Below are 21,034 nucleotides of genomic sequence, written 5' to 3'. Positions count from 1 at the left end.
ATTTTAGGGCAGCGCCCGGGGGTTTGCCCGGGGGCGCTTCCGTTCCCCTATAAGTAGCCCCCGGGAACCTCAGAACAACACGCGGCTGCGGATCGTCCCGTTCACCTTGGCCAGCTTTTCCAGGGCCAGGTCGGAATACGCCGCGTCGATGTCCGTCACCACGTAGCCGATCTTCTCGTTGGTCTGCAGGAACTGCGAAGAAATGTTGATGTTGTTGTCCGAGAAGATCTTGTTGATCTCCGACAGCACGCCCGGCACGTTGCGGTGGATGTGCAGCAGCCGGTGCTTGCCAGGGTGCGCAGGCAGCGCCACCTCTGGAAAGTTGACCGACGAGGTCGAGGTTCCGTTGTCGCTGTACTTCACCAGTTTTTCCGCCACCTCGAGACCGATGTTGGCCTGCGCCTCCATCGTCGAGCCGCCGATGTGGGGCGTGAGGATCACGTTGTCGAGGCCGCGCAGCGGCGACTGGAACTCATCCTTGTTGGTGCGCGGCTCGACCGGGAAGACGTCTATCGCGGCGCCCAGCAGCTTGTTCTGCTTCAGCGCCTCGGCCAGCGGCTCGATTTCGACGACCGAGCCGCGCGAGGCATTGATCAGGATCGAGCCCGGCTTCATGGCGGCGATTTCCGCCGCGCCGATCATCCATTGCGTGGCCTGCGTCTCCGGCACGTGCAGGGTCACGATATCACTCTGGGCCAGCAACTGGTGCAGTTCGCGCACTTGGCGCGCATTGCCCAGCGGCAGCTTGGTCACCACGTCGTAGAAGGCCACGTTCATGCCCAGCGCCTCGGCCAGCACCGACAACTGGGCGCCGATGGAGCCGTAGCCCACGATGCCCAGCGTCTTGCCGCGGATCTCGAATGCGTTCTCGGCCGACTTGAGCCAGCCGCCGCGGTGCGCCACCGCGCTCTTTTCGGGCACGCCGCGCAGCAGCAGGATGGCTTCGGCCAGCACCAGCTCGGCCACCGAGCGGGTGTTGGAATACGGGGCGTTGAACACCGCCACGCCATGCTCGCGCGCGGCTTCCAGGTCGACCTGGTTGGTGCCGATGCAGAAGCACCCTGCCGCCACCAGCTTGTGGGCGGCCGCGAAGACCTCGGCCGTCAATTGCGTACGCGAACGGATGCCCAGGAAGTGGACGTCGGCGATCTTGGCCTTGAGCTCCGCATCGGGCAGCGCACCCGGCAGCGACTCGATGTTGGTGTAGCCCGCACCGCGCAGCACCTCCACGGCCGAAGGGTGGATGCCCTCAAGCAAAAGGAACTTGATCCGGCTTTTTTCGAGGGAGGTTTTGCTGCTCATGACGTACTCGCGGAAGCCCCGGCCGCGGCAACAGGCTAGGCCGAAAAAGGCGAATGCGATGCTAGCATGCTGCGACGCAACATGAAGGCTCGCGCTCTGCCGGAAGCCTTGCGCCAAAGGGGTTTTCCCGATTGGAAGATGACAACGGTCCGTGCGCCAATGTGACGCGGCTGTGTCATCCACATGGCCTAGCATCCGCGCTTTCATTTCCCATCAGGAGTCTTCATGCGATTCAAGACGCTCGCGCTGGCATCGGCGTTGGCCGCCACGCTGTTCAATGTGGCACAGGCCCAGACCGAGATCCAGTGGTGGCATTCCATGACCGCCGTCAACAACGAGTGGGTCAACGACCTGGCCAAGCAGTTCAACGAGAGCCAGAAGGAATACAAGGTCGTGCCGACCTACAAGGGCACGTATGACGAATCGATGACAGCCTCCATTGCGGCCTTCCGCTCCGGCAACGCACCGCACATCCTGCAGGTCTTCGAGGTCGGCACCGCCACCATGATGGCCAGCAAGGGCGCCATCGTGCCCGTCGGCCAGGTCATGAAGGACGCGGGCGAGAAGTTCGATCCGGCCGCCTACATTCCCGCCGTGGCCGGCTACTACACCGCGCCGAACGGCCAGATGCTGAGCTTCCCCTTGAACAGCTCGACAACGGTGTTCTACATCAACAAGGACGCCTTCAAGGCCGCAGGCATCGACACCACCAAGCTGCCCGCGACCTGGCCCGAGGTGACGGCTGCCGCGGCCAAGCTGAAGGCAAGCGGCCACAAGTGTCCGTTCACCACGGCCTGGCAAGGCTGGACGCAGCTGGAGAGCTTCTCCGCCTGGCACAACGTCGAATTCGCGACCAAGAGCAACGGCCTCGCCGGGCTCGATGCGCGCATGAAGGTCAATTCGCCGCTGCACGTGCGCCACATCGAGAACCTGGCCAACATGGCCAAGCAGGGCCTGTTCATCTACAAGGGCCGCGGCAACGTTCCGGAAGCCTCGTTCGTGTCGGGCGAGTGCGCCATGATCAATACGTCCTCCGGCTTCTATGGCAACGTAGCCAAGAACGCCAAGTTTGCCTACGCGGTCTCTCCCCTGCCCTACTACCCGGACGTGCCCGGCGTGCCGCAGAACACCGTGATCGGCGGCGCCAGCCTGTGGGTCATGTCGGGCAAGAAGCCGGCCGAGTACAAGGGCGTGGCCAAGTTCTTCAGCTTCATCTCGACGCCTGAAGTGCAGTCGGCCAGCCACAAGCGTACGGGCTACCTGCCCGTGACCATGGCGTCCTACAAGCTCACCGAAGACTCGGGCTTCTACAAGCAGAACCCCGGCACCGACGTGGCCGTGACGCAGATGGTGCGCAAGGTCACCGACAAGAGCCGCGGCATCCGCCTTGGCAATTACGTGCAGATCCGCGCCATCGAGGACGAAGAGCTCGAACAAGTCTGGAGCGGCAAGAAGACCGCCAAGGAAGCCCTCGACTCCATCGTGACCCGCGGCAACGAGCAGCTGGAACGCTTCCAGAAGGCGAACAAAAGCTAACGATTGGCGACCGGGCCCGCGTGTCCGGCTAATATCGCCCGCCCCCCGTTCGCTCGTGCAGAAGAGCGGGCCGGGCGGGTTTTTTATGTAGAGGGTTCATGGAAAAACGCGTTTTCTTTCGCTCGGGCTGGCTGCCCTGGCTGCTGCTGACGCCGCAAATGGCGGTGATCCTCGTGTTTTTCTTCTGGCCGGCGGGGCAGGCACTGCTGCAGTCGCTGCAGCAGCAGGACGCGTTCGGCACATCGGTCGAATTCGTCGGCCTCGACAACTTCCGGCAAATATTCAGCGATCCGAGCTACGTGGAGTCGTTCAAGACCACCGCGCTGTTCTCGGTGCTGGTGGCGAGCATCGGCATCACGCTGTCGCTGGGGCTTGCGGTGTTTGCCGACCGCATCACGCGCGGCGGCACCTTCTACAAGACCATGCTGATCCTGCCCTACGCCGTGGCGCCCGCCGTGGCGGCCGTGCTCTGGGTCTTCATGTTCTCCCCATCGCTGGGCGTGGTGGCCTATGCGCTCGGAAAGATCGGCATCGACTGGAACCACCTGCTCGACTCCGGCCACGCCATGACGCTGATCGTGATGGCCTCGGTGTGGAAGCAGATCTCCTACAACTTCCTGTTCTTCCTGGCCGGCCTGCAGTCGATTCCCAAGTCGCTCATCGAAGCCGCGGCCATCGACGGCGCGCGTCCGTGGCGCCGCTTCTGGACCGTGCAGTTTCCGCTGCTCTCGCCCACCACGTTCTTCCTGCTGGTGATCAACGTGGTCTACGCCTTCTTCGACACCTTCGCGATCGTCGACGCGGCCACCCAAGGCGGCCCCGGCAAGGACACGGCCATCCTGGTCTACAAGGTCTACTACGACGGCTTCAAGGCCATGGATCTGGGCGGCTCGGCGGCGCAGTCGGTGGTGCTGATGGCGATCGTGGTGGCGCTCACTGTCATCCAGTTCCGCTACGTGGAAAAGAAGGTTCAATACTGATGAAGCAGAAAAAAAACAAGAATTCCGAGGGGGCGTTCCATGGTTGAGAAACGCGGCACCCAGGGCATCCTGGCCCATGTGGTGATGATCCTCGGCGTATTCATCGTCGCCTTTCCGCTCTACCTGGCGTTCGTGGCCTCCACGCACACGGCACAGGAAATCGTGCAGGCGCCGATGCCGCTTTTGCCCGGCACCAACATGCTGGACAGCTACAAGGGCGCCCTCTTCGGGCGCGAAACCAGCGCCGGCTCCAACGCCCCCGTGGCCCACATGATGTGGGTGAGCCTGGTGACGGCACTGGTGATTTCGATCGGCAAGATTTCCATCTCGCTGCTGTCGGCCTTCGCCATCGTCTACTTCCGGTTCCCGTTCAAGAAAATTTGCTTCTGGGCCATTTTCGTGACGCTGATGCTGCCGGTGGAGGTGCGCATCCTGCCCACCTACAAGGTGCTGTCCGACCTGAACATGCTGAACACCTACGCGGGCCTCACGGTGCCGCTGATCGCGTCGGCCACGGCCACCTTCCTGTTCCGCCAGTTCTTCCTCACGGTACCCGACGAGCTCACCGAAGCCTCGCGCATGGACGGGGCAAGCCCCATGCGCTTCTTCTTCGACGTGCTGCTGCCGTTGTCGAAGACCTCGATTGCGGCACTGTTCGTCATCCAGTTCATCTACGGCTGGAACCAGTACCTCTGGCCGCTGCTCGCAACCACTGGCGAAGACATGTACCCCGTGGTGGTCGGCATCAAGCGAATGATTGCCGGCGGTGACAGCCAGAACGAATGGAACGTCGTGATGGCCACCGCCATCCTCGCCATGCTGCCGCCCGCGCTGGTGGTGGTGCTGATGCAAAAGTGGTTCGTCAAGGGCCTGGTTGATACAGAGAAATAACGAGAATTCGAATGGCTGCACTTTCCCTTCGCAACGTCATCAAGCGCTACGGCCACGGGCCGAAAGCCAACCAGGTCATCCACGGCGTGAGCGCCGAGATTGCCGACCATGAATTCATCGTGATCGTCGGGCCCTCGGGCTGCGGCAAGTCCACCCTGCTGCGCATGGTGGCCGGCCTCGAGGAAATCTCGGCGGGCGAAATTTCCATTGGCGGGCGCGTGGTGAACCAGCTCGAGCCCTCTGAGCGCGACATTGCCATGGTGTTCCAGAACTATGCGCTCTATCCGCACATGAGCGTGTTCAAGAACATGGCCTACGGCCTCAAGATTGCCAAGGTGCCGGAGCCCGAGATCAAGACGCGGGTCGACAAGGCGGCCAAGATCCTCGAGCTGGGCCACCTGCTCGAGCGCAAGCCGCGCGAGCTCTCCGGCGGACAGCGCCAGCGCGTGGCCATGGGCCGCGCCATCGTGCGCCAGCCACAGGTGTTCTTGTTCGACGAGCCGCTTTCCAACCTCGACGCCAAGCTGCGCGCGCAGACCCGCATCGAGATCCAGAAGCTGCACCGCGAACTCGGCATCACCTCCCTGTTCGTCACGCACGACCAGGTCGAGGCCATGACGCTGGCCCAGCGCATCATCGTGATGAATGGCGGCGTGATGGACCAGTTCGCCACGCCCGAAGAGGTCTACAACCGGCCCGCCACCACCTTCGTCGCCAGCTTCATCGGTTCGCCGCCGATGAACCTGCTGCACCACGCGCCCGGCGTGCGGCCGGGCCAGATCCTCGGCATCCGTCCCGAGCACCTGACGCTGGACGAAAGCGGCTGGTCCGTGCAGGTCGAGTCGGTCGAACTGCTGGGCGCAGAACGGCTGGTGTACGGCCGCATCGGCGAAGAGCAGATCATCATGCGCACCGACGAAAGCGATCACCCGCCGGTCGCTGGCGACACGGTAAAAATTGCGGCCCGCCAGGACAAGCTGCACTGGTTCGACGCCGGTTCCGGCAAGCGCGCGGACTGAAAAAAGTGGCGGCGCTGAAGCCCTGGCCCTATCCGCGCTGGATCGCGCACCGCGGCGCCGGCAAACTGGCGCCCGAGAACACGCTGGCTGCCTTCCGGCTCGGCGCCTCGCACGGCTACCGCATGTTCGAGTGCGATGCCAAGCTCAGCGCCGACGGCGTGCCTTTTCTCATGCACGACGCCACGCTCGACCGCACCACCAACGGCCGTGGCACCGGCGGCGCGCAGCCCTGGAGTGCGCTCGCGCAGCTCGACGCGGGCGGTTGGCACTCGCGCGCCTTTGCTGGCGAGCCGCTCGCCACGCTCGAGAACCTGGCGCGCTTCTGCCTTGCCAACGGCCATCTGCTCAACATCGAGATCAAGCCGACCCCGGGCGCCGAGCGCGAGACTGGCGAAGCAGTGGCACGGCTCGCGGCCCGGCTTTGGCAAGGCGCAGCCATTCCTCCGCTGCTCACTTCTTTCCAGGCCGAATCGCTGGCGGGAGCGAAGACGGTCCAGCCCGAACTGCCGCGCGGGCTTCTGCTCGACACGCTCCGCAAGGGCTGGCTCGCCCTGGCAACCGACCTCGACTGCGCCGCCATCGTCTGCAACCACGCACTCTGGGACGCCGCCACGGTGGCGCAAGTACACGATGCGGGGCTGCGCGCGCTGAGCTACACCGTCAACGACGAATGGGCCGCAGAGCGGCTGATCGAGCTCGGCACCGACGGCATCATCACCGATCGCGTCGACCTGTTCAGTCCCGCCGTTTGACCGCCGCCGGCCGCAGCGGCTCGTCACACGCTTCAACGAGCCGCGCCGCGGCCCGGAAATGGCGCCTTCTATGATGGCAGCCATGAGTTTGATCCCACGCCTGATGGCCCTTTGCCTGGCCGCCTTGCTGTCGTGCGGCACTGCGATGGCGCAGCCCGACAGCAATATCGGCGGTAGCACCAGCAGCACCGCCGCGGCTCCCGTGCCCGAACCCACGGTGGCCGAACTGCGCGAGCAGCTCACCAAGATCACCGCCTCCGCCGATTCCAACGAGGACATGCGCAAGCTCCTGGCGCAGATCAGCAACATCGGCACGCAGGCCGACAAGTTCGTCGCCGCGCGCGCCAGCGAACTGGCCGACCTGAACGCCCGCCTCGGCGAACTCGGAAATCCGCCGGCCGCAGGCGTCACCGAAGACCCGGACATCACGCGCCAGCGCACCCGGCTGACAAAAGAACGCAACGCACTGGATGCCGATATCCGGCTGGCGCGCCTGCTCTCCATCGACGTGCGGCAGCGCGCCGCCGAACTGGTGACCCAGCGCCGCGAACTCTTCGAAGCGCAGATCACCGAGCGCGCCGCTTCGCCGTTGACCGGCGAGTTCTGGCGCGACCTGGAGGCGGCGTGGCCGAATGACCTGACGCGCCTGAAAGCGATGGTGGCCAGCCTGCGCGACGGGCTCGCACAAGCAATGCAGGAGGGGACGCGGATCGCCCTGATTGGCGCGCTGATCCTGGCGCTGCTGCTCGCGGTACTCGGTAACTGGGTGGCCGAGCATCTGCTGACGCGCATCGCCGCGCGGTTGCTGCCGGCGGGCCGGCTTCGGCGTTCGCTGCTGGTGATTGCCATCGTGGCGAGCCATGTGCTTCTGGTCGCCGCGGCGGCGCACGGGTTCGTTCGCGTGCTCGAGGAATACGCGACCTGGGAGCCGCAGGCGCGCAAGGCGATGCGTTCGATGGCCCAGGCGCTGGTGTTCATGGCCTTCGTCATCGGCCTGGGCCGCGGCCTGCTGGCCACCCGCCGGCCGTCGTGGCGGCTGCCGCCGATTCCCGACGCCATGGCAACACGCCTCGCGCCGCTGCCGTGGCTGGTGGCGATGGTGGCCGCGCTGGCATGGGCGCCGGTCGAGATCAATGCGCTGGTCGAAGCCAGCTTTGCGGCCGTGGTTGCCACGCACGTGCTCACCGCGCTGATGCTCACCGCGCTGGTCGGCGCGGTGCTCCGCCGGCTGCGGCCGCTGCGCGCCGATACGCCTGACGCCGACCCGCCGGAGCGGCCGATGTGGGTGGGGCTGCTGGTGGCCTGCATCGGCATCTTGATGCTCGCGATCTGGGTGCTGGTGGCCCTGGGCTACGTGGCGCTCGCCAGCTTCCTGGCCTCGCAACTCACCTGGAGCGGCATCGTCGCGGCCGCCTTCTACGTGCTGTTCAAGTTTGCCGACGACGTCTTCATGGCCGGCGTGTCGTCGCGCAGCACCTTCGGCCAGCGCCTGCAGAAAAGCTTCGGGCTCGCGCCGCAGACGCTCGACCAGGCGGCCACGGTGCTTTCCGGCCTGAGCCGCGTGGGGCTTTTCTTCTACATGCTGATCGCGCTCGCGGCGCCCCTGGGCACCGGTCCCAGCGAAGTGTTCCAGCGCAGCGGCAAGTTCGGCACCGGCGTGAAGGTGGGCGAGTTCCAGCTGGTGCCGGGCGCCATCCTGAGTGCCATCGCCGTGGCGGTGATCGGCTTCATCGTGCTGCGCGTCTTCAAGCGCTGGCTTTCGCGCAGCTATCTGCCCAGCACGCAGTTCGAGCCCGGCATGCAAAGCTCGATCACCACGCTGCTCGGCTACGTGGGTGGCATCCTGGTGGTCGCGTTCGCGCTGTCGGCGCTGGGCATCGGCATCGAGCGCATCGCCTGGGTGGCCAGTGCGCTGTCGGTGGGTATCGGCTTCGGCCTGCAGGCCATCGTGCAGAACTTCATTTCGGGCCTCATCCTCCTGGCCGAGCAGCCGGTGAAGGTAGGCGATTGGGTGGTGCTGGGCACTACCGAGGGCGACGTGCGGCGCATCAACGTGCGCGCCACCGAAATCCAGCTTGGAGACCGCTCGACGCTGATCGTGCCCAACTCCGAGTTCATTACCAAGACCGTGCGCAACATGACGCTGGCCAACGCCGAAGGCCGGGTGCTCATCCGCCTGCCGATGCCGATGACCACCGACGCGCAGCGTGTGCGCGAGCTCATCCTGGAGGCATGCCGAGCGCACGAAGGCGTCCTCGAGACGCCCGCGCCTTCGCTCACGCTGGAAGGTGTCGAAGGGGGCCTGCTCATATTCCAGGCGATTGCCTATGTGCCGAGCCCGCGGCTGGCGGGCGGGGTGCGAAGCGACCTGCTGTTCACTATTCTCGAGCGGATGCGGGTGGAGCGGATCGAGCTGGTGCCGTATGCGGCCATACCTCCGCCTGTGGCTGCCGGCGAAACCGGACCGGTGGCCGCCGCCTAGGTACCGCGCCGGTCAGCTCGATTCTTTCGTTGCCCGAAGCAACATCTTGAAACGCCCTTCGGATCACGCCTGTCGAACTGTCTACCCTCGCCAGCCGCGCGACACCAGCCATTGGCTGATACCGCACGCAAGCACGAGCGCGGCGTAGGCGCCCATCGTGCCATCGCGTCCTGAAAGGATCAGCCCGCCCAGGAGCGCCAGCGCTCCCGCGCCGGAATTGACCGCGGCTTGAATCCACCAGGCGGGCGCGCCGGACTTTCGCCCTAAAACTCCGCCCGCCAGCGCGCACACGAATCCGACCGCCAAGGCGGGTGCCAGGAAGTTGATCAGATGGTTGAGGAGATCCAGCAGGGACATGGAGTGGGTAGAAGAGAGGCAGCCAAACCCCTCGGCAGCCGCATAGCTCCTGCTGATTTTATAATCAGCGGATATGTCAGTCTGGGCCCTCGGGTTGAACCACACGACCGCGCCGCTCGATCTGCGCGGCCGCTTCGCGTTCGCGCTCGACCAGCTGGCTCCTACGCTGCACAGCCTGCGCAGTTCGTTTGCCGCCGGCCGCCATCCCCAGGTCGAGGCCGCGATCATCTCGACCTGCAACCGCACCGAAATTTACTGCGCCGCCGAGCATGCGGCGCTCGACCACACGGTGGGCTGGCTGGCCGAGAGCGGCGGCGTGGCGCCCGCGCTGCTGCGCTCGCATGCCTACACCCTGCAGGACGACGAGGCCGCACGCCACGTCTTCCGCGTGGCCAGCGGGCTCGATTCGATGGTCCTCGGCGAGGCCCAGATCCTCGGCCAGATGAAAGACGCCGTACGCGCGGCCGAAACCGCCGGCGCGCTCGGCAGCACGCTCAACCAGTTGTTTCAACGCTCGTTCGCGGTCGCGAAAGAAGTCCGTACCGCGACCGAGATCGGCGCGCATTCCATCAGCATGGCGGCCGCGGCCGTCCGACTGGCGGGCCAGCTGTTCGAAGACTTGCACCAGACGCGCGTGCTGTTCGTCGGCGCGGGCGAAATGATCGACCTGGCCGCCACGCATTTCGCGGCCAAGGACCCGAAGTCGATCGCCATTGCCAACCGCACGCTCGAACGAGGCGCAAAGCTGGCCTCGCGCTTTGGCGGCGAGGCGATGCGGCTGGCCGACCTGCCGAGCCGGCTGGCCGAATTCGACATCGTGGTGAGCTGCACCGCCAGCACGCTGCCGATCATCGGCCTGGGCGCCGTGGAACGCGCGCTCAAGGCGCGCAAGCACCGCCCGATGTTCATGGTCGACCTGGCGGTGCCGCGCGACATCGAGCCCGAAGTGAAGGCGCTCGAGGACATCTACCTGTACACGGTCGACGATCTCGCGCAGGTGGTGCAGCAGGGGCAGGCCAATCGCCAGGCCGCGGTGGCGCAGGCCGAGGTCATCATCGACGCCGGTGTGCAGAGCTTCATGCACTGGCTGGGCCAGCGCGGCACGGTGCCGCTGATCCTGCAGCTCAACGCCCAGACCGACGAATGGCGCGCGGCCGAGATCGCACGCGCGCGCAAGTTGCTGGCCAAGGGCGAGTCGGTCGATGCGGTGCTCGAAGCCATGTCGCGCGGGCTCACGCAAAAAATGCTGCACGGCGCGCTGGCCGAACTGCATTCGGGCGATGCGGCTTCTCGCGAGCAGACGGCGCACGCCATTTCGCGCCTCTTTCTGCGCAAAGAGCGTTAGCGACGCTTGCCGCTGCCGGCCCGGCCTGGTTGCCGCGGCCTCCCCGCGCCTTGCCGCCGCGAGCCGCGCCCCCTCTTCTTTTCGGCCCCTATCGACGTGAAACCTTTTCTGCGCCACCAACTTGAGCGCTACGCGCAGCGCCTCGGTGAACTCGACTTCCTGCTTTCGCGCGAAGACATCATGAGCGACATGGCGCAGTACCGCACCATCTCGCGCGAGCATGCCGAGGTGACGCAGATCGCCGGCCGCTACGAACGCTACAAGCAGCGCGAGGCCGACATCGCCGGTGCGAAGGAGATGCTCGATGACCCCGACATGGCCGAGATGGCCAAAGAGGAAATTGCGGGTGCCGAAGCCGAGCTGGTGCAGCTCGAGGAAGAGCTGCAGCGCCTCTTGCTGCCCAAGGACCCAGACGACGCGCGCAATGCCTTTCTCGAGATCCGCGCCGGCACGGGCGGCGACGAATCGGCGCTGTTCGCGGGCGACCTGCTGCGCATGTACACGCGCTATTGCGAGCGCGCCGGCTGGCGCTGCGAAGTGGTGAGCGAAAGCGAAAGCGAGCTCGGCGGCTACAAGGAAGTGGTAATCCGCATCGTCGGCACCGACGTGTTCGGTCACCTGCGCTTCGAGTCGGGCGGCCACCGCGTGCAGCGCGTGCCAGCCACCGAAACCCAGGGCCGCATCCACACCAGCGCCTGCACGGTGGCCGTGCTGGCCGAGCCCGACGAGACCGTGGCGGTGCAGATCAACCCAGCCGACCTGCGCATCGATACTTACCGCGCCAGCGGCGCGGGCGGCCAGCACATCAACAAGACCGATTCGGCCGTGCGCATCACGCACATTCCAACCGGAATCGTGGCCGAATGCCAAGACGACCGCAGCCAGCACCGCAACAAGGCCAAGGCGCTGCAGGTCCTCTCCGCGCGAATCCAGGAAAAGGAACGCAGCGAGCGCGCCGCCAAGGACGCCGCGATGCGCAAGGGGCTGATCGGCAGCGGCGACCGTTCGGACCGCATCCGTACCTACAACTTTCCGCAGGGCCGTCTCACCGACCACCGCATCAACCTCACGCTCTACAAGCTGTTGGCCATCATGGAAGGCGACTTGGGCGACGTGCTGGAGGCGCTGCGCGCCGCGCGCGAGGCCGAGCAGCTGGCCGAGTTGGAGTCGAGCCTGCCGGCATGACGATGACGACGGCCTCCACACCCGCCACCGTGGCGCAGGCGCTGGCTGCTGCCGCGGCGCTGGGCATCGACCGGCTCGACGCGCAGTTGCTGCTGCTGCATGCGCTGGGCCGCGCCCCGCATGACCGCGCGTGGCTGCTGGCGCACGACACCGATGCCCTTTCGGATGAGGCGTGGGTCACGCTTTCAGCGCAGGTGTCGCGCCGCCTGGTCGGCGAACCGGTCGCCTACCTGCTCGGCGAAAAAGAGTTTCACGGCCTCAGCCTTCGTGTGGACCCGCGGGTGCTCATTCCGCGTCCGGACACCGAAACGCTGGTCGATTGGGCCCTGCAGTGCCTCGAAGGCCGCGAGGCGCCGCGCGTGCTCGACCTGGGCACCGGCAGCGGCGCCATCGCGCTGGCGCTGCAGCATGCGCGGCCCGATGCGCAGGTCGACGCAGTCGATGCCAGTGCCGATGCCTTGGCGGTTGCACAGGCCAATGCACAGCGCCTGGCCCTGCCGGTGCGCTTCAGCCAAGCCTATTGGCTCGCCGGCGCTGCAAGCGGCTACACGGTCATCGCCAGCAACCCGCCCTACATTGCCGCCAACGACCCGCACCTGCCCGCGCTGCAGCACGAGCCCATGGGCGCGCTGGTAGCCGGGCCCGACGGGCTCGATGACATCCGCCAGATCGTGCGGGACGCTCCTTTGCACCTCGCCGAAGGCGGCTGGCTGCTGCTCGAACACGGGCACGACCAGGCCGCGGCCGTGCGCCAGCTGCTCCAAACGCGCGGTTTCGCCGAAGTCCAAAGCCGCAATGATCTTGCCGGCATCCAGCGCTGCTCCGGCGGAGTCTGGCGCACGGTGAAATAATCCCCCCAGCCCACTTTTCAGGAGTCCCCATGTCCGACGCCCAGCAACGCATCGACGATCTCGTCAAATCCAACGACCTCGTGCTCTTCATGAAAGGGAATGCGAGTTTTCCGATGTGCGGGTTTTCCGGCCGCGCGATCCAGATCCTCAAGGCGGTCGGCGTCGACACCAAGTCGCTCAAGACCGTCAACGTGCTCGAAGACGACGGCATCCGCCAGGGCATCAAGGAATACAGCAACTGGCCCACGATTCCCCAGCTCTACGTGAAGGGTGAATTCGTCGGTGGCTCGGACATCATGATGGAGATGTACGAATCGGGCGAGCTGCAGCAGGTCCTGGGCGGCAGCAACCCCGCCTGATTTTCTCCGCTCCCGCCATGAGCCACGACCACGACGGCCACTCGCACGGCGGCGAGTCCGCGCCGGCCTGGAAGCACGACGGCGTGCGCGTGATCCCCGCCAACCAGCTCGACGCCAACACTGCGCAGACGCCCGGCATGAACCGGGCGGCCGCGATCAACTTCGCCCGCGTGGGTGCGCAGAAGCTCTGGGCCGGCACCGTCACCATCCATGCCGATGCCAAGACCGGCGCCCACCACCATGGGCACCTTGAATCGGTGATCTACGTGGTACGCGGCCGGGCCCGGATGCGATGGGGCGAGCAGCTCGAGTTCACGGCCGAAGCCGGTCCGGGCGATTTCATCTACGTGCCGCCCTTCGTGCCGCACCAGGAAATCAATGCCAGCGCGACCGAGTCGCTGGAATGCGTACTGTGCAGAAGCGACGGCGAGGCCGTGGCCGTCAATCTCGACATCGAACCCGTCGAAAAACCTGAATCGGTACTCTGGATCGACCCCACCCACCCACACGGCGGCATTTAGCCTCGCCAGTCATGGCACGATGGCACTCTTCGCCGTGCCGCCATGACTCTTACCCAAAGCCTGCTCATCATCGTCTTGCTGATCGCGATGAGCGCGTTCTTCTCCATTGCCGAGATCACCCTTGCCGCCTCGCGGCGCCTGCGCCTGCGCCAGATGGCGGACGATGGCGATGCGCGCGCGGAAAAAGTGCTGCGCGTGCAGGAGCAGCCGGGCCACTACTTCACCGTGGTGCAGATCGGCCTCAACGCGGTGGCGATTCTCGGCGGCGTAGTGGGTGAGGGCTCGCTCAGCCCGTACTTCGCGCGCTTCTTCGAGAACTGGATAAGCGTCGAGGCCTCGGCGAACGTGGCCTTCCTGTGTTCTTTCGTGATCGTCATCGCGGTGTTCCTGGTGTTTGCCGACCTGTTCCCCAAGCGGCTCGGCATGAGCGACCCGGAGCGTATTGCCGTGCGCATGGTCGGCCCGATGCTGCTGCTGATCACCGCTTTCAAGCCGCTGGTGTGGCTGTTCACGCGCACGACCGACATGCTCTTCAAGCTGCTTGGCATGCCGCTGGTGCGTGACGACAAGATCACCTCGGCCGACATCCTGGCCATGACCGAAGCCGGCGCACTCGCGGGCGTGCTCGCCGTGCGCGAGCAGCAGGTGATCGCCAACGTGTTCGAGCTCGACACGCGGCTGGTCAGCAGCGTGATGACGGTGCGCGACAACATCGCGTGGTTTCTGCACGACGACCCGGAGTCGGTGCTGCGGGCTCGCATCATGGCCGAGCCTTTTTCGGCCTACCCCGTGTGCGACGGCGACATCGACCACGTGCTTGGCTATGTCGACGCGAAGGAGATGTTCCAGCGCGTGCTGAGCGGGCAGCCCCTGGCTTTCGACCAGGGCCTGACGCTGCACAAGGCACTGGTCATCCCCGACCGGCTCTCGCTCACCGAGGTGCTCGAGCAGTTCCAGCAGGCGCGTGAAGACTTCGCGATCATCGTCAACGAGTACAGCCTGGTGGTGGGCGTGATTACGCTCAACGACGTGATGAGCACGGTGATGGGCGACCTGGTGTCGACGCCCGACGAGGAACAAATCGTGAAGCGCGACGAGAGCTCGTGGCTGATCGACGGTGTCACGCCAATACAAGACGTTCAGCGCGCGCTGCACATCGACGAGCTGCCGCATGCGGACGAATACGAAACGCTGGCGGGCTTCTTGATGGTGATGCTGCGCCGAGTGCCCAAACGCACCGACAGCGTGAGCTGGGGCGGCTACACCTTCGAGGTGATGGACGTCGACAGCTACCGTATCGACCAGGTCATGGTGACAAAAACTTAGCCCACTGTCAGGCGGCCGAGCGGTCTCTGTCGACGAAGGTCCAGAGGCGCTGGTTTGCGAACACGGCGTTGGGGTACGGCGCCTTGCCGCGGCTGCCGTTGTAGCGGCCGAGGGTCATGTACAAGTCGCCGTTCTCGCGGTCGAGGTAGTGGCGCAGGATGACGCAGCCGAAGCGCAGGTTGGTCTGCATGTGGAACAGCTTGGCCGGGTCGCTGTCGCCGATCACGCGGGTCCAGAACGGCATGACCTGCATGTAGCCGCGCGCACCGGCGCTGGACACGGCGAACTTGCGGAAATTGCTCTCGACCTGGACCAGCCCGAGCACCAGGCTCACGTCGAGCCCCGAGCGCTTGCTTTCGTACCAGACGGTCTGCAGGAATTCCTTGCGCGTCGGCCAGTCGGCTATTTTTTTCTTGAGGCGCTCGCTCATCTCGCCCAGCCAGCGCAGGTAGGCCAGGCGGGCCTCGGTGTTCGAGAACTCGGGCACCGGCGGCGCCTTGTTGTGCACGGCCGAACTCAGTGCGGTGCGCACCGAATCGATCAGCGGTTCTTCGATCTGCGCGCCGGCGCGAGCAACCTGAGGCAGCGACAGCATCGTCAGGGCGCCTGCCGTCACGGCGCCGCGCAGGCACTGGCGTCGCGAGAGGCCGCCCTCCAGGCTCATTTCGCGAGCTTGCCGGTGATGAACTCGGCGATGCCGGCTGCCGGCACCTTGGTAGCGGCCGTGTCGCGGCGATGCTGGTATTCGAGCTGGCCTTCCTTCAGGCCGCGGTCGGAAATGACCACGCGGTGCGGCACGCCGATCAGCTCCCAGTCGGCGAACATCGCGCCAGGGCGCTCGCCGCGGTCGTCGAGCAGCACGTCGACACCGGCTGCGAGCAGCTGCTCGTAGAGCGCCTCGGCGGCCACCTTGACCTCCGGGCTGCGGTCCATGCCGATGGGGCAAACCACCACGGTGAACGGGGCCAGCGCGTCGGGCCAGATGATGCCGCGCTCGTCGTGGTTCTGTTCGATGGCGGCGGCGGGCAGGCGCGTGATGCCGATGCCGTAGCAGCCCATCTCGAGGAATTGCGGCTTCCCCGCTTCGTCGAGGAAGGTGGCGTTCATGTCCTTGCTGTACTTGGTGCCGAGCACGAACACATGGCCCACCTCGATCCCACGCTCGATCGCGAGCACGCCCTTGCCGTCGGGCGACGGGTCGCCGGCCACCACGTTGCGCAAGTCCGCCACCAGCTCGGGCTCCGGCAGGTCGCGGCCCCAGTTGACGCCGGTCATGTGGAAGTCGATCTCGTTGGCACCGGTAATCCAGTCGGCCAGCACCGCGGCCTCGCGATCGGCCACGAGCTTGACCGGCTTCTTGAGGTTGAGCGGGCCGAGGTAGCCTGGCTTGCAGCCGAAGTGGTCTTCGATCTCGGTCAGGGTCGCGAAGCGGAAGCCCTTGTCCAGCCCGGGCACCTTGCTGACCTTGATCTCGTTCATGTCGTGGTCGCCGCGCAGGAGCAGCAGCCAGACCTGCGAGCCCTTCAAGTTGCCGGCGTCATCGAGGATGTCGGTCGCAAGCACCAGCGACTTGACGGTGGTCGAGAGCGGCACGCCGAGCAGCTCGGCCACGTCGGCGCAGGTGCTCTTGCCGGGGGTCGGCGTCTTCTCGAGCGTCTTGGCTGCCGCAGGGCGCGGGCCGGCCGGGGCCAGTGCCTCGGCTTTTTCCATGTTGGCCGCGTAGTCGCTGCCCGGGCAATAGACGATGGCGTCTTCGCCTGTGGCGGCGATCACCTGGAACTCTTCGCTCAGGTCGCCGCCGATGGCGCCGCTGTCGGCCGCCACCGCGCGGTAGCGCAGCCCGAAGCGATCGAAGATGCGGCGGTAGGCATCGGCCATGACCTGGTAGCTGGCCTTGGCAGCGCCCAGGTCGCGGTCGAAGCTGTAGGCGTCCTTCATGATGAACTCGCGCCCGCGCATCAGGCCGAAGCGCGGACGGCGCTCGTCGCGGAACTTGGTCTGGATCTGGTAGAAATTCTTCGGCAGCTGCTTGTAGCTGCGGATTTCCTGGCGCGCGATGTCGGTCACCACCTCTTCGCTGGTGGGCTGGATCACGAAGTCGCGGTCATGCCGGTCCTTGATGCGCAGCAACTCGGGGCCCATCTTGTCAAAGCGGCCGGTCTCCTGCCAGAACTCGGCCGGCTGCACCACGGGCATCGTGAGCTCGACGGCGCCGGCGCGGTTCATCTCTTCGCGCACGATCGCCTCGACCTTGCGGATCACGCGCAGGCCCATGGGCATGTAGGTGTAGATGCCCGTGCCGAGCTTCTTGATCATGCCGGCCCGCATCATGAGCCGATGGCTCGCGACCTCGGCGTCAGCGGGCGCTTCCTTGAGGGTGGAGACAAAAAATCGGGAAGCTTTCATCGGGATCGCGCGTGATGGAATCGGTATGGGATGTGGGGGACAACTCTCCGGGGAGACCCTGAGAGCCTGGCATCGGTTGCTTGCCGAGTGCAACCCGGCATGCATAATCGACTCAGTTCAAAAATTGGGGTTTGATTATGCTCGACCGGGACGGCTTCAGGCCCAACGTCGGCATCATCCTGCTCAACCAGAGAAACCAGGTTTTCTGGGGCAAACGCATACGCACGCATTCCTGGCAGTTTCCGCAAGGCGGCATAGACCGCGGCGAAAGTCCGGAGCAAGCCATGTTCCGGGAACTGCACGAGGAAGTGGGGCTCCATCCGGAGCACGTGCGCATCGTGGCCCGTACCCGCGACTGGTTGCGCTACGAGGTGCCGGATCGGTTCATCCGCCGTGACGCACGGGGCCACTACAAGGGCCAGAAACAAATCTGGTATTTGCTGCAACTCATCGGCCACGACTGGGATCTGAACCTGCGTGCCACCGACCATCCCGAATTCGACGCTTGGCGCTGGCACGACTACTGGGTGCCGCTCGACGTGGTCGTCGAGTTCAAGCGCGGCGTCTACGAGATGGCGCTGACCGAGCTTGCTCGCTACCTGCCACGGCAGGATTTCCGCAACCGCTTCCTTCGCAGCAACGTACGCGCCCGTGAATTCGAGCGCCACATGCCAGACGGCGGCGCGCCCGCGGGCCTGGACCTGCCGCCGGGCGGCAGTTTCGACCCGCATCCCGACATCCATTCCGCGAGCGATGAACCTTCTCTTCCCCCCAACAAAACGCCCTTCTTTCCGTCGCAGCGCTGAGCGCATTCTTCTTCTCGCCTGCTTTGGCATTCTTGCCGGCTGCGCATCGGGCAATCACGACACCGACAACCCGGACTGGGCGCAATCGGGCATGCCGCCGCCGCCCAAGCGCTCCGAGGCGGACGCCGAATGGGTAGAAACCGCGGCACCGCCGCCGCCGGCCTTCAGCGAAAGCCGTCTGCTGCCGATCGAAATGCCTCCGTACATGAGCCTGAAGTTCGGCATCGACCCGAACACGATCGCAATCACCCGCGATGGCATCGTGCGCTACGTGGTGGTGGCGCAGAACCGCAATGGCGGCGGCGTCAATGCGTTCTATGAAGGTGTGCGTTGCTCGACCGGCGAGCTGAAGAGCTACGCCCGCTACAACAACGGCGCCTGGCAAGAAACGAAGACGCCGGAGTGGAAGCGCATCAACGATCTGAACTCGCGCTACGCCAAGGCGCTGTCGACCCAGGCGCTGTGCCGCGGCAACGCGCCGCGCAACTCGGTCGGAGATATGGTCCAGAACCTGCGCAATCCGGTTCGCGAAGTGCAGTGAACCAAGAAGAACGGGGCCATGCGCCCCGCTTCTTTCATCAGCCGGGCATCAGCACCATGTTGTCGCGGTGGACCATCTCGGGTTCCGCCACGTAGCCCAGCAGACGCTCGAACTCGCTCGAAGGCTTGCGGCACAGCAGCCGGGCCTCGACACTCGAGTAATTGGCAAGGCCGCGGGCCAGCTCGACGCCATCGACATCGCGCACCGCAATCACGTCGCCACGCGAGAACTCGCCCGACACGCTGGTCATGCCGATCGGCAGCAGGCTCTTGCCTTCGGCGCGCACCTTGGCCGCGGCCCCGGCATCGACCGTGACGGCGCCGCGCAATTGCAGGTGGTCAGCCATCCAGCGCTTGCGCGCCTGGTGCTTGGCCGTCTGCGCCACCAGCAAGGTGCCGATGGGTTCGCCGCGCGTCAGGCGCAGCAGGGCATCGGGCTCGCGCCCCCAGGCAATGACCGTGGAAGCACCCGACCCGGCCGCGCGCTTGGCAGCGAGGATCTTGGTGATCATGCCGCCGCGGCCGAGGCTGGAGCCCGCGCCGCCCGCCATGGCTTCGAGGGCGGGGTCGCCGGCGGCGGCCTCATGGACGAACTTTGCGTCAGGGTCCTTGCGCGGGTCGGCCGTGTAGAGGCCCTTCTGGTCCGTGAGGATGATCAGCGCGTCGGCCTCGACCAGGTTGGCCACGAGCGCGCCCAGCGTGTCGTTGTCGCCGAACTTGATCTCGTCGTTGACGACGGTGTCGTTCTCGTTGATGACCGGCACCACGCGCAGGCCGAGCAGCGTGACGAGGGTCGAGCGCGCATTGAGATAGCGCTCGCGGTCGGCCAGGTCGGCATGGGTCAGCAGCACCTGGGCGCTGCCGATTTCGTTCTCGCGCAGCTTGGTTTCGTACATCTGGGCCAGGCCCATCTGTCCGACGGCGGCGGCCGCTTGCAGCTCGTGAACCTCGTGCGGCCGGGTGCGCCAGCCAAGCCGCTTCATGCCTTCGGCGATGGCACCGCTCGACACCATCACGACCTCGCGTCCTTCGCGCACCAGCACAGCAAGCTGCCGACACCACTCGCCGATAGCGCCCTCGTCAAGGCCTCGCCCTTCGTTGGTCACGAGGCTGGAGCCCACCTTGACGACGATTCGGCGGGCATCCCGCAAGGCAGTGGATCCGGAGTTCGAAGTCATTGGAGGCTTTGGCGGTCGTGTCGTGAATACTGCGTGTTCGGCGGTCTATCCATGGAGTTGCATCGGCTGCCGATGCTCAGCTGCGCTCAGGCCGGATCGGGCGGCAGCTCGGCAAAGCGCGGATCGACCTCGACCGGCACCTGCTCCGCCACCTGCTGCGCCTTGATGTGCTGGTAGACCGCCTGCACAAGGTGCTCGCAGCCTTCCCGCGTGAGCGCGGAGATTTCGAACACCGGCCCCTTGAAGCGCATGCGCTTCACGAAGTCTTTCACGCGCGCCGCGCGTTCGTCGCCAGGCACCATGTCGAGCTTGTTGAGCACGAGCCAGCGCGGCTTCTCGTAGAGCGCGGTGTCGTACTTCTTCAGCTCGCCGACGATGGCCTTCGCCTGCGCCACCGGGTCGACGGCGTCGTCGAAGGGCGCCATGTCGATCACGTGCAAGAGCAGGCGGGTGCGCTGGAGGTGGCGCAGGAACAGGTGGCCGAGGCCCGCGCCTTCCGACGCGCCTTCGATCAGGCCGGGAAGGTCCGCCACCACGAAGCTCTGCTCCGGGCCGACGCGCACCACACCGAGATTTGGATGCAGCGTGGTGAAGGGATAGTCGGCGATGCGCGGGCGCGCATTCGAAATGGCGCTGATCAGGGTCGACTTGCCCGCATTCGGCATGCCGAGCAGGCCGACGTCGGCAAGCACCTTCAGTTCGAGCTTGAGACTCTTCTTCTCGCCGGGCCAGCCCGGCGTCTTCTGCCGCGGGGCACGGTTGATGGCGCTCTTGAAGCGCATGTTGCCGAAGCCGCCGTCGCCGCCCTTGGCGATGGTGACGACCTCGCCTTCCGTCAACAGCTCGTACAGCACCTCGCCCGTTTCGGCATCGGAAACGATGGTGCCGACCGGCATCTTCAACACGATGTCGTCGCCCGCGGCGCCGAACATGTCGGAGCCCATGCCGTGCTCGCCGCGCTTGGCCTCGTGGCGGCGCGAGTAGCGGAAATCGACCAGGGTGTTGAGGTTGGAATCGGCCACCGCGTAAACGTGGCCGCCGCGGCCGCCGTCGCCGCCGTTGGGGCCGCCGAATTCCTTGTATTTTTCATGACGGAACGACACGCAGCCGTTGCCGCCATCGCCTGCGGCGATGTCGATGAAGGCTTCGTCGACGAACTTCATGGGGTATCCAGTGTACAAATGAAGAAGCCCCGGCA

20 protein-coding genes are annotated in these 21,034 nt (G+C 65.7%); 14 read left to right on the top strand and 6 right to left on the bottom strand.

Going from position 1 to position 21,034, the window contains the following annotated elements; genetic code table 11:
- Positions 1-69: 69 nt before the first annotated feature.
- Positions 70-1,302 carry a phosphoglycerate dehydrogenase gene (gene serA, locus BLR24_RS28570; protein WP_093023819.1) on the bottom strand — a complete coding sequence of 411 codons (1,233 nt, stop codon included), beginning with the start codon at positions 1,300-1,302 and terminating at the stop codon, positions 70-72.
- A 225-nt stretch (positions 1,303-1,527) separates the two neighbouring features.
- Here serA and ugpB point away from each other — a divergent pair, with 225 nt between their 5' ends.
- From ugpB to BLR24_RS28540, 6 genes are all read left to right on the top strand, one after another.
- Positions 1,528-2,838: a sn-glycerol-3-phosphate ABC transporter substrate-binding protein UgpB gene (gene ugpB, locus BLR24_RS28565; protein WP_093023774.1), complete on the top strand. Its 1,311-nt coding sequence runs from the start codon at positions 1,528-1,530 to the stop codon at positions 2,836-2,838.
- 98 nt (positions 2,839-2,936) lie between these two features.
- Positions 2,937-3,818 carry a sn-glycerol-3-phosphate ABC transporter permease UgpA gene (gene ugpA, locus BLR24_RS28560; RefSeq protein ID WP_093023772.1) on the top strand — a complete coding sequence of 294 codons (882 nt, stop codon included), beginning with the start codon at positions 2,937-2,939 and terminating at the stop codon, positions 3,816-3,818.
- A 39-nt stretch (positions 3,819-3,857) separates the two neighbouring features.
- Positions 3,858-4,709 carry a sn-glycerol-3-phosphate ABC transporter permease UgpE gene (ugpE, locus tag BLR24_RS28555; protein WP_093023770.1) on the top strand — a complete coding sequence of 284 codons (852 nt, stop codon included), beginning with the start codon at positions 3,858-3,860 and terminating at the stop codon, positions 4,707-4,709.
- An 11-nt stretch (positions 4,710-4,720) separates the two neighbouring features.
- Complete coding sequence (locus tag BLR24_RS28550) at positions 4,721-5,728, top strand: sn-glycerol-3-phosphate import ATP-binding protein UgpC (RefSeq protein WP_093023768.1); 1,008 nt, start codon at positions 4,721-4,723, stop codon at positions 5,726-5,728.
- 5 nt (positions 5,729-5,733) lie between these two features.
- Positions 5,734-6,480, top strand: coding sequence for a glycerophosphodiester phosphodiesterase (gene ugpQ, locus BLR24_RS28545; RefSeq protein WP_093023766.1), 747 nt, complete (start codon positions 5,734-5,736; stop codon positions 6,478-6,480).
- A gap of 82 nt (positions 6,481-6,562) precedes the next feature.
- On the top strand, positions 6,563-8,962 hold the full coding sequence (locus tag BLR24_RS28540; protein WP_254787648.1) for a DUF3772 domain-containing protein: 2,400 nt from the start codon (positions 6,563-6,565) through the stop codon (positions 8,960-8,962).
- Positions 8,963-9,043: 81 nt separating this feature from the next.
- Here the strand turns inward: BLR24_RS28540 and BLR24_RS28535 are convergent, their stop codons facing one another.
- On the bottom strand, positions 9,044-9,319 hold the full coding sequence (locus BLR24_RS28535; protein WP_093023762.1) for a hypothetical protein: 276 nt from the start codon (positions 9,317-9,319) through the stop codon (positions 9,044-9,046).
- 73 nt (positions 9,320-9,392) lie between these two features.
- Between BLR24_RS28535 and hemA the strand changes: the two genes are divergently transcribed.
- The 6 genes from hemA to BLR24_RS28505 all read left to right on the top strand — a co-directional run bounded on the left by hemA (position 9,393) and on the right by BLR24_RS28505 (position 14,906).
- On the top strand, positions 9,393-10,664 hold the full coding sequence (hemA, locus tag BLR24_RS28530; protein WP_093023760.1) for a glutamyl-tRNA reductase: 1,272 nt from the start codon (positions 9,393-9,395) through the stop codon (positions 10,662-10,664).
- Between the two features lie 96 nt (positions 10,665-10,760).
- Positions 10,761-11,849: a peptide chain release factor 1 gene (prfA, locus tag BLR24_RS28525; RefSeq protein ID WP_093023758.1), complete on the top strand. Its 1,089-nt coding sequence runs from the start codon at positions 10,761-10,763 to the stop codon at positions 11,847-11,849.
- Complete coding sequence (gene prmC / locus BLR24_RS28520) at positions 11,846-12,700, top strand: peptide chain release factor N(5)-glutamine methyltransferase (RefSeq protein WP_175543375.1); 855 nt, start codon at positions 11,846-11,848, stop codon at positions 12,698-12,700. The genes prfA and prmC overlap by 4 nt, the downstream gene beginning before the upstream one ends.
- Positions 12,701-12,729: 29 nt before the next feature.
- Positions 12,730-13,059, top strand: a complete 330-nt coding sequence (gene grxD / locus BLR24_RS28515) for a Grx4 family monothiol glutaredoxin (protein ID WP_093023754.1) — start codon at positions 12,730-12,732, stop codon at positions 13,057-13,059.
- A gap of 17 nt (positions 13,060-13,076) precedes the next feature.
- The gene (locus BLR24_RS28510; RefSeq protein ID WP_093023752.1) at positions 13,077-13,580 is read left to right on the top strand and encodes a cupin domain-containing protein; all 504 of its coding nucleotides are present in this window, start codon (positions 13,077-13,079) and stop codon (positions 13,578-13,580) included.
- Positions 13,581-13,622: 42 nt separating this feature from the next.
- A complete protein-coding gene (locus tag BLR24_RS28505) occupies positions 13,623-14,906 on the top strand; it encodes a polyamine export protein PaeA (protein ID WP_093023750.1) in 1,284 nt (427 codons plus the stop codon).
- A gap of 7 nt (positions 14,907-14,913) precedes the next feature.
- Here BLR24_RS28505 and BLR24_RS28500 read toward each other — a convergent pair whose 3' ends face one another.
- Together BLR24_RS28500 and BLR24_RS28495 are read right to left on the bottom strand one after the other, a co-directional pair.
- The gene (locus BLR24_RS28500; RefSeq protein WP_093023748.1) at positions 14,914-15,570 is read right to left on the bottom strand and encodes a lytic transglycosylase domain-containing protein; all 657 of its coding nucleotides are present in this window, start codon (positions 15,568-15,570) and stop codon (positions 14,914-14,916) included.
- Positions 15,567-17,312: a proline--tRNA ligase gene (locus tag BLR24_RS28495; RefSeq protein WP_093023746.1), complete on the bottom strand. Its 1,746-nt coding sequence runs from the start codon at positions 17,310-17,312 to the stop codon at positions 15,567-15,569. The genes BLR24_RS28500 and BLR24_RS28495 overlap by 4 nt, the downstream gene beginning before the upstream one ends.
- 137 nt (positions 17,313-17,449) lie before the next feature.
- Between BLR24_RS28495 and BLR24_RS28490 the strand changes: the two genes are divergently transcribed.
- Positions 17,450-18,118 (top strand): RNA pyrophosphohydrolase, encoded by a 669-nt coding sequence (locus BLR24_RS28490; RefSeq protein ID WP_093023744.1) that lies wholly within the window; start codon positions 17,450-17,452, stop codon positions 18,116-18,118.
- Positions 18,066-18,659 carry a CNP1-like family protein gene (locus tag BLR24_RS28485; RefSeq protein WP_082517552.1) on the top strand — a complete coding sequence of 198 codons (594 nt, stop codon included), beginning with the start codon at positions 18,066-18,068 and terminating at the stop codon, positions 18,657-18,659. Before BLR24_RS28490 ends, BLR24_RS28485 begins: the two co-directional genes overlap by 53 nt.
- 37 nt (positions 18,660-18,696) lie before the next feature.
- Here the strand turns inward: BLR24_RS28485 and proB are convergent, their stop codons facing one another.
- A complete protein-coding gene (gene proB / locus BLR24_RS28480; RefSeq protein ID WP_093023742.1) occupies positions 18,697-19,836 on the bottom strand; it encodes a glutamate 5-kinase in 1,140 nt (379 codons plus the stop codon).
- Between the two features lie 86 nt (positions 19,837-19,922).
- On the bottom strand, positions 19,923-20,999 hold the full coding sequence (gene cgtA, locus BLR24_RS28475; RefSeq protein WP_093023740.1) for an Obg family GTPase CgtA: 1,077 nt from the start codon (positions 20,997-20,999) through the stop codon (positions 19,923-19,925).
- Between the last annotated feature and the right edge of the window lie 35 nt (positions 21,000-21,034).

This window comes from Variovorax sp. OV700 (assembly GCF_900099805.1).
Classification (GTDB): Bacteria; Pseudomonadota; Gammaproteobacteria; order Burkholderiales; family Burkholderiaceae_C; genus Variovorax.
The sequence above is the reverse complement of the archived record's forward strand: the minus strand, read 5'-3'. Positions and strand labels throughout refer to the sequence as shown.

Bases quoted from the DNA above. Each gene is read 5' to 3' on its own strand.
- serA (WP_093023819.1), bottom strand. From the start codon at position 1,302: ATGAGCAGCAAAACCTCCCTCGAAAAAAGCCGGATCAAGTTCCTTTTG.
- ugpB (WP_093023774.1), top strand. From the start codon at position 1,528: ATGCGATTCAAGACGCTCGCGCTGGCATCGGCGTTGGCCGCCACGCTG.
- ugpA (WP_093023772.1), top strand. From the start codon at position 2,937: ATGGAAAAACGCGTTTTCTTTCGCTCGGGCTGGCTGCCCTGGCTGCTG.
- ugpE (WP_093023770.1), top strand. From the start codon at position 3,858: ATGGTTGAGAAACGCGGCACCCAGGGCATCCTGGCCCATGTGGTGATG.
- BLR24_RS28550 (WP_093023768.1), top strand. From the start codon at position 4,721: ATGGCTGCACTTTCCCTTCGCAACGTCATCAAGCGCTACGGCCACGGG.
- BLR24_RS28540 (WP_254787648.1), top strand. From the start codon at position 6,563: ATGAGTTTGATCCCACGCCTGATGGCCCTTTGCCTGGCCGCCTTGCTG.
- BLR24_RS28535 (WP_093023762.1), bottom strand. From the start codon at position 9,319: ATGTCCCTGCTGGATCTCCTCAACCATCTGATCAACTTCCTGGCACCC.
- hemA (WP_093023760.1), top strand. From the start codon at position 9,393: ATGTCAGTCTGGGCCCTCGGGTTGAACCACACGACCGCGCCGCTCGAT.
- prmC (WP_175543375.1), top strand. From the start codon at position 11,846: ATGACGATGACGACGGCCTCCACACCCGCCACCGTGGCGCAGGCGCTG.
- grxD (WP_093023754.1), top strand. From the start codon at position 12,730: ATGTCCGACGCCCAGCAACGCATCGACGATCTCGTCAAATCCAACGAC.
- BLR24_RS28510 (WP_093023752.1), top strand. From the start codon at position 13,077: ATGAGCCACGACCACGACGGCCACTCGCACGGCGGCGAGTCCGCGCCG.
- BLR24_RS28505 (WP_093023750.1), top strand. From the start codon at position 13,623: ATGACTCTTACCCAAAGCCTGCTCATCATCGTCTTGCTGATCGCGATG.
- BLR24_RS28500 (WP_093023748.1), bottom strand. From the start codon at position 15,570: ATGAGCCTGGAGGGCGGCCTCTCGCGACGCCAGTGCCTGCGCGGCGCC.
- BLR24_RS28495 (WP_093023746.1), bottom strand. From the start codon at position 17,312: ATGAAAGCTTCCCGATTTTTTGTCTCCACCCTCAAGGAAGCGCCCGCT.
- BLR24_RS28490 (WP_093023744.1), top strand. From the start codon at position 17,450: ATGCTCGACCGGGACGGCTTCAGGCCCAACGTCGGCATCATCCTGCTC.
- BLR24_RS28485 (WP_082517552.1), top strand. From the start codon at position 18,066: ATGAACCTTCTCTTCCCCCCAACAAAACGCCCTTCTTTCCGTCGCAGC.
- proB (WP_093023742.1), bottom strand. From the start codon at position 19,836: ATGACTTCGAACTCCGGATCCACTGCCTTGCGGGATGCCCGCCGAATC.
- cgtA (WP_093023740.1), bottom strand. From the start codon at position 20,999: ATGAAGTTCGTCGACGAAGCCTTCATCGACATCGCCGCAGGCGATGGC.